Origin of the sequence: Paenibacillus sp. RC67 (genome assembly GCF_030020805.1) — a bacterium.
In the GTDB taxonomy this organism is placed as follows: domain Bacteria; phylum Bacillota; class Bacilli; order Paenibacillales; family NBRC-103111; genus Paenibacillus_S.
Genome location: NZ_CP125098.1, coordinates 7957501 through 7963753, shown reverse-complemented (window position 1 = coordinate 7963753; position 6253 = coordinate 7957501). Strand labels below are relative to the sequence as shown.

The following is a 6253-nucleotide window of genomic DNA, read 5'->3' as shown; positions in this document are numbered from 1 at the left end:
CTTCGTTCGTTTTCGACATCCGTCGAAAGCGACCTGATTAATATACCACAACTGCCTAGTGTTTGCAAGCACTTTTTTTAATTCTTTTTTTCAAATGCTTTATTTAGTTACAATTGATTAGTAACTAATGTCTCTCACGAGGGCAGGAACATAATATATCACGAATGGTTCGTCATGGCAAGCTTTATTTTAAAATATAATTCTTCTATTTAAATTCAACAATATAAGCAATCACTCTCACAACCAAGAGCTCTTATAGCTATGTATTGAGTCTAAATAAGTACCTCAAGTTATTAGCGTTATTCTCTCCTCGTTGGTCAATTTAATGAAGCGCTGTTAAGTAACTCATAATCATCCAAACTAGTCTTTATTTCCATTACAGATCTACTAGAATTAATTCAGATGAAGTCTGATTAAGTATGTCATTATTGTTAGGAAATACTCCTCCTTAGTAGCATTTCACTTCTATAGCTTCCTAACGGCTTGTCTCTATATATTCTCATAATGGTCCGCGTTTCAAATTACTTTTTAGATCTGGACACTATTTATCTTCTATTTAACTATAACTGTATATCCGTTGTGCTACTTTACTTCTTTAACATGTAGAGTATCAATGCTAGTTATATTTCCACCTGTTCAACGGACACATTAATTCAATAGCAGCTTCCAGCATATAGCGATTAATTATTGTAAACGGTTTACCAGTTTCATAATAAAAATGTACAACTGACCATAAATAGGAGTTAATGGCTTTATTTGTGCATTGATCATCCTTTTAAACTATGGTAACTTCTAAAAATGCCGAATCAAACTCAAACTTTTCGTTTGTACGGGGGACGATTTTAATGGGGTGAATGTTTGGAGTAACCAAACTAGGGAGATACCTCTTCCCGAATCCGTCAACTAACCTCGGAGGCCCAAGGAGGGACTATGAAGCATTTTGCAAAAAGTCTTGTTTTGTCATCTGCGTTATTACTAGCATTAATAACGCCCTTTTCAGCAGCACATGCGGCAATTCCGCATGACGACAGCTATAAAGTACAGGTCAATGACGAACTGATTGCGTTTCCAGACGCTCAACCCCTTTTAGACAGTTCTAATTCATTGCTAGTACCTATACGCTTTGTAGGTGAGAGGCTGGGCTACGAGGCCCACTGGGAGCAGACAGGGAACGAATTAAAAATCACACTCAAGAACAAACAAAATACGGTTGTTTTTACTACAGGTGAGTCAACCGCTATCGTTAATGAGAAAACGGTTACTCTTCAAACAGTTCCCCAAATGATTGATGGTAGAGCCTACTTCCCGATTCGTATGCTTGCCGAGGTACTTCATATCCAAATGCAATGGGATCCTGTAAATCACATTGCCATATTAGATGAAGACGGCAAATATCACGCACCAGCCTGGTATGCTCCATCGTATCAAAAAGTAATTGAAGGAAAAGCAACTGCTTATACCGGTTCTCCTTCAGAAAACGGTGGCCATCCAAGTATTGATTATTTTGGGAATCCGTTGCAAGTAGGTACAATTTCCGTTGATCCGTCTGTAATTCCTTTAGGTTCTAAAGTGTATGTTGAAGGCTACTCTTATGATGGATTGCCCTCTGGGGGCATGTTCGCTACAGCTACGGATACCGGTGGTGCAATTAAAGGAAACAAGATAGACATCTTTGTTCCCGACAACAAAGCAAAAGCACAACAGTTCGGCGTTCAGCAAGTAAAGATTTACGTAATCAAGTAAAATAAGTTCTATCCCTACTCAGGCAGTTGCTTTATGGCAGCTGCTTTTTTGTATATTCCGGCCCTTATAAGAGAGACTAAAGGAACATACAGTGGAGGAGGGACCTCTTATGAAACGAATGCTGTACAAATTAGTGCTATGCGGTTCTTTATTAGCGCTAACGACAGCGGGCTCCAGTGCCCCCAGCAGTGAGGTTGTATGGAATGTAACTACAGACCAAAAACTCATCGCTCTTACGTTTGATGATGGACCCAATCCCGTATATACACCCCAAATTCTCGATTTACTGAAGGAGCATCAGGCTAAAGCCACTTTTTTTGTTCTCGGTAAAAGGGTGCAAATGTTTCCCGCAATTGCAATTCGTGAAGTAAATGAAGGACATGAAATTGCAAATCATACCTTCGATCACCACTATTTAAAAAATGTTTCTTCTGAGAAATTAATTGAAGAAATACGCCAGACCCAAGATATTATTTTCGATATTACGGAGCAAATCCCCCACGTATTCAGGCCCCCAGGGGGATTTTATAACGAGGCCCTTCTTAATATGACCAAGGAAGATAAATTAACCGTCGTCATGTGGTCATGGTATCAGGATACTAAGGATTGGAAAAAGCCAGGAGTAGATAAAATCGTTCATACGGTGCTCTCGAATGTTCATAACGGGGATATTATTTTGTTCCACGATTTAGAGGGCGATTGTTCGCAGACTGTAGAAGCATTAAAGCGGATTATTCCCGAGCTAAAGAAGCAAGGGTTTCAATTCGTTACGGTTACTGATCTTATAGCTAAAAATAAAAGCAAATAAAAAAGCAGCTGATCTGATTAAAAGATCAACTGCTTTTTGCTTGGCGACGTTCTACTCTCCCAGGACCCTGCGGTCCAAGTACCATCGACGCTGGAAGGCTTAACGTTCGTGTTCGGTATGGGTACGCGTGGTTCCCTTCCGCCATCATCACCAAACTAAGAGCTTTCTTTTGAAAGCTTACTTCGTAAGCATCAAAGCTTCTCGAAGCATTCAAGGCTTATTCCTTGAAAACTAGATACGAAATAAATGCGCGTTGGTTGAGCTAATACTTCTGCATGTTGTACACATCACAGAATCTTGGATAAGCCCTCGACCGATTAGTATTCGTCAGCTCCACACGTTGCCGTGCTTCCACCCCGAACCTATCAACCTCGTCGTCTTCAAGGGGTCTTACATACTGGGAAATCTCATCTTGAGGGGGGCTTCACGCTTAGATGCTTTCAGCGCTTATCCCGTCCGTACGTAGCTATCCAGCCGTGCTCCTGGCGGAACAACTGGTACACCAGCGGTACGTCCATCCCGGTCCTCTCGTACTAAGGACAGCTCCTCTCAAATTTCCTACGCCCACGACAGATAGGGACCGAACTGTCTCACGACGTTCTGAACCCAGCTCGCGTACCGCTTTAATGGGCGAACAGCCCAACCCTTGGGACCTACTTCAGCCCCAGGATGCGATGAGCCGACATCGAGGTGCCAAACCTCCCCGTCGATGTGGACTCTTGGGGGAGATAAGCCTGTTATCCCCAGGGTAGCTTTTATCCGTTGAGCGATGGCCCTTCCATTCGGTACCACCGGATCACTAAGCCCGACTTTCGTCCCTGCTCGACCTGTATGTCTCGCAGTCAAGCTCCCTTATGCCTTTGCACTCTTCGAATGATTTCCAACCATTCTGAGGGAACCTTGGGGCGCCTCCGTTACTTTTTAGGAGGCGACCGCCCCAGTCAAACTGCCCACCTGACACTGTTCCCCGACCGGTTCACGGCCGCGGGTTAGAACTCCGATACGATCAGGGTGGTATCCCAACGTCGCCTCCACACAAGCTGGCGCTCATGCTTCTCAGGCTCCCACCTATCCTGTACAGATCGTACCAAAGTCCAATATCAAGCTGCAGTAAAGCTCCATGGGGTCTTTCCGTCTTGTCGCGGGTAACCTGCATCTTCACAGGTATTAAAATTTCACCGGATCTCTCGTTGAGACAGCGCCCAAGTCGTTACGCCATTCGTGCGGGTCAGAATTTACCTGACAAGGAATTTCGCTACCTTAGGACCGTTATAGTTACGGCCGCCGTTTACTGGGGCTTCGGTTCATAGCTTCGGGATTGCTCCCTAACCACTCCCCTTAACCTTCCAGCACCGGGCAGGCGTCAGCCCGTATACTTCGCCTTGCGGCTTCGCACAGACCTGTGTTTTTGCTAAACAGTCGCTTGGGCCTTTTCACTGCGGCCCCCTCGGGCTATTCACCCTACCGAGGCACCCCTTCTCCCGAAGTTACGGGGTCATTTTGCCGAGTTCCTTAACGAGAGTTCTTCCGCGCGCCTTAGCATGCTCTGCTCGCCTACCTGTGTCGGTTTGCGGTACGGGCACCTTCTCCCTGGCTAGAGGCTTTTCTTGGCAGCCTGAACTCATGACCTTCGCTACTGCAATTTTCGCTCCCCATCACAGACCAGCCTTAACGATGTGCGGATTTGCCTACACATCAGCCTCTCTGCTTGGACGGGCATCCATCAGCCCGCGTCACTATCCTTCTGCGTCACCCCATTGCTCATAACGGTTCACGGTGGTACAGGAATTTCAACCTGTTGTCCTTCGACTACGCCTTTCGGCCTCGCCTTAGGTCCCGACTTACCCTGAGTGGACGAGCCTTCCTCAGGAACCCTTAGGCTTTCGGCGGACAAGATTCTCACTTGTCTTTTCGTTACTCATACCGGCATTCTCACTTGTATGCTGTCCAGCGCTCCTTACGGTACACCTTCAACCTACATACAACGCTCCCCTACCCAAGAACATTACTGTCCTAGCCATAGCTTCGGTGGCGTGTTTAGCCCCGTTACATTTTCGGCGCAGAGTCACTCGACCAGTGAGCTATTACGCACTCTTTCAATGGTGGCTGCTTCTAAGCCAACATCCTGGTTGTCTGTGCAACTCCACATCCTTTCCCACTTAACACACACTGGGGGACCTTAGCTGATGGTCTGGGCTGTTTCCCTCTTGACAATGGATCTTAGCACTCACTGTCTGACTCCCGGGATGAAAGTATGTGGCATTCAGAGTTTGACTGGACTTGGTAACCCTTGGCGGGCCCCGCACCCAATCAGTGCTTTACCTCCACTACTCATCTCCCGAGGCTAGCCCTAAAGCTATTTCGGGGAGAACCAGCTATCTCCAAGTTCGATTGGAATTTCTCCGCTACCCCCACCTCATCCCCGAATTTTTCAACATTCGTGGGTTCGGGCCTCCAGTGCGTGTTACCGCACCTTCACCCTGGACAGGGGTAGATCACATGGTTTCGGGTCTACGCCCACGTACTAAGTCGCCCTATTCAGACTCGCTTTCGCTGCGGCTTCGGCTCTTCACCTTAACCTTGCACGGGAACGTAACTCGCCGGTTCATTCTACAAAAGGCACGCCATCACCCATTAACGGGCTCTGACTTCTTGTAAGCACACGGTTTCAGGTTCTATTTCACTCCGCTCCCGCGGTTCTTTTCACCTTTCCCTCACGGTACTGCTTCACTATCGGTCGCTAGGGAGTATTTAGCCTTGGCAGATGGTCCTGCCTGCTTCCCACGAGGTTTCACGTGTCTCGCGGTACTCGGGATCCGTCTAGCGATACGTTCGTTTTTGGCTACAGGACTTTTACCCTCTCTGGTCGGCCTTTCCAGACCGCTTCACCTAACCAACTTTTCGCACATTGACGTCCCACAACCCCAGAGGGCAAGCCCCCTGGTTTGGGCTATTCCGCTTTCGCTCGCCGCTACTGACGGAATCACTTTTGTTTTCTTCTCCTGAGGGTACTTAGATGTTTCAGTTCTCCTCGTATGCCTCTACACATCCTATGTATTCAGATGCGAGTAACTGAGTATTACCTCAGCTGGGTTCCCCCATTCGGACATCCCCGGATCAAAGCCTGCTTACGGCTCCCCGAGGCCATTTCGTCGTTCGCCACGTCCTTCTTCGGCTCCTAGCGCCTAGGCATCCTCCGTGTGCTCTTATTAGCTTAACCAGCTAATGATTCGATTCGTAAAGAATCGTCACTACGTGTATTGCTCTACGCATTTATTTCGATATCTAGTTTTCAAGGAACAATCTGTCTGCAACTGTACATCAAATTCATGATGTCGATTGTCAGTAGTCTAATTGGTGGAGCCAAGCGGGATCGAACCGCTGACCTCCTGCTTGCAAGGCAGGCGCTCTCCCAGCTGAGCTATGGCCCCATACTATGATATTAAGCTTTATGGTGGGCCCTAGTGGACTCGAACCACCGACCTCACCCTTATCAGGGGTGCGCTCTAACCAGCTGAGCTAAGGGCCCTCATTATTTACTTTAACCCTATAAAGGGTTCGCTTGGCGACGTTCTACTCTCCCAGGACCCTGCGGTCCAAGTACCATCGACGCTGGAAGGCTTAACGTTCGTGTTCGGTATGGGTACGCGTGGTTCCCTTCCGCCATCATCACCAAACGAATATTGAGAAGTGTTATCCTCT

2 protein-coding genes, 2 tRNA genes, 3 rRNA genes and 1 riboswitch are annotated in these 6253 nt (G+C 47.2%); of the genes, 2 read left to right on the top strand and 5 right to left on the bottom strand.

Going from position 1 to position 6253, the window contains the following annotated elements:
• The first annotated feature begins 789 nt into the window (after positions 1-789).
• Positions 790-932: riboswitch (cyclic di-AMP (ydaO/yuaA leader) on the top strand.
• Positions 931-1743, top strand: a complete 813-nt coding sequence (locus tag QMA13_RS36310; RefSeq protein WP_282938703.1) for a stalk domain-containing protein — start codon at positions 931-933, stop codon at positions 1741-1743. (Overlaps the previous riboswitch by 2 nt.)
• 109 nt (positions 1744-1852) lie before the next feature.
• Positions 1853-2551 (top strand): polysaccharide deacetylase family protein, encoded by a 699-nt coding sequence (locus tag QMA13_RS36305; protein WP_282938702.1) that lies wholly within the window; start codon positions 1853-1855, stop codon positions 2549-2551.
• Positions 2552-2589: 38 nt separating this feature from the next.
• Here the strand turns inward: QMA13_RS36305 and rrf (QMA13_RS36300) are convergent.
• The 5 genes from rrf (QMA13_RS36300) to rrf (QMA13_RS36280) all read right to left on the bottom strand — a co-directional run bounded on the left by rrf (QMA13_RS36300) (position 2590) and on the right by rrf (QMA13_RS36280) (position 6228).
• Positions 2590-2706, bottom strand: a 5S ribosomal RNA gene (gene rrf, locus QMA13_RS36300).
• Between the two features lie 142 nt (positions 2707-2848).
• A 23S ribosomal RNA gene (locus tag QMA13_RS36295) occupies positions 2849-5771 on the bottom strand.
• 135 nt (positions 5772-5906) lie between these two features.
• Positions 5907-5982: transfer RNA gene (locus tag QMA13_RS36290), tRNA-Ala, on the bottom strand.
• Positions 5983-6003: 21 nt separating this feature from the next.
• Positions 6004-6080: transfer RNA gene (locus QMA13_RS36285), tRNA-Ile, on the bottom strand.
• 31 nt (positions 6081-6111) lie between these two features.
• Positions 6112-6228 (bottom strand): 5S ribosomal RNA (rrf, locus tag QMA13_RS36280).
• Positions 6229-6253 lie beyond the last annotated feature (25 nt).